General features: G+C 39.3%; 1 protein-coding gene. It reads left to right on the top strand.

Annotated elements, in window-relative coordinates:
- Window positions 1-299 (top strand): IS3 family transposase (locus ICN30_RS11550; protein ID WP_216275792.1); only part of this gene is annotated, 299 nt, incomplete at its 5' end.
- Window positions 300-394: the final 95 nt, after the last annotated feature.

The following is a 394-nucleotide window of genomic DNA, read 5'->3' as shown; positions in this document are numbered from 1 at the left end:
AGGGCTGGCAATACCAGATGGGGATTTATCAAAAAGAATTACACAAGCAAGGCATTACTCAGAGTATGTCTAGAAAAGGTAATTGCTTAGATAACGCGGTGATGGAAAACTGGTTTGGGATTATGAAGACTGAGTTCTTCTATCAAAAGAAGTTTGACGATGTTCAATCATTTAAAACAGAGCTAAAGGAATATATCCACTACTACAACCATGATCGGATCAAACAAAAACTAAAGGGATTAAGTCCGGTTCAATACCGAACTCAATCTGACCTCCTCCCAATAAATTGGACACCCTAAATTAGAAAAAATCGGCGATATTATCCCTAAGGAGGGGTGCGCCATGAAGAGGTCAAAGTTCACAGAAGAGCAGATTGCTTTTGCATTGCATCAAG

Origin of the sequence: Polynucleobacter sp. 31A-FELB (assembly GCF_018882405.1) — a bacterium.
Lineage (GTDB): Bacteria > Pseudomonadota > Gammaproteobacteria > Burkholderiales > Burkholderiaceae > Polynucleobacter.
This window is presented reverse-complemented; position numbering and strand designations above follow the sequence as displayed.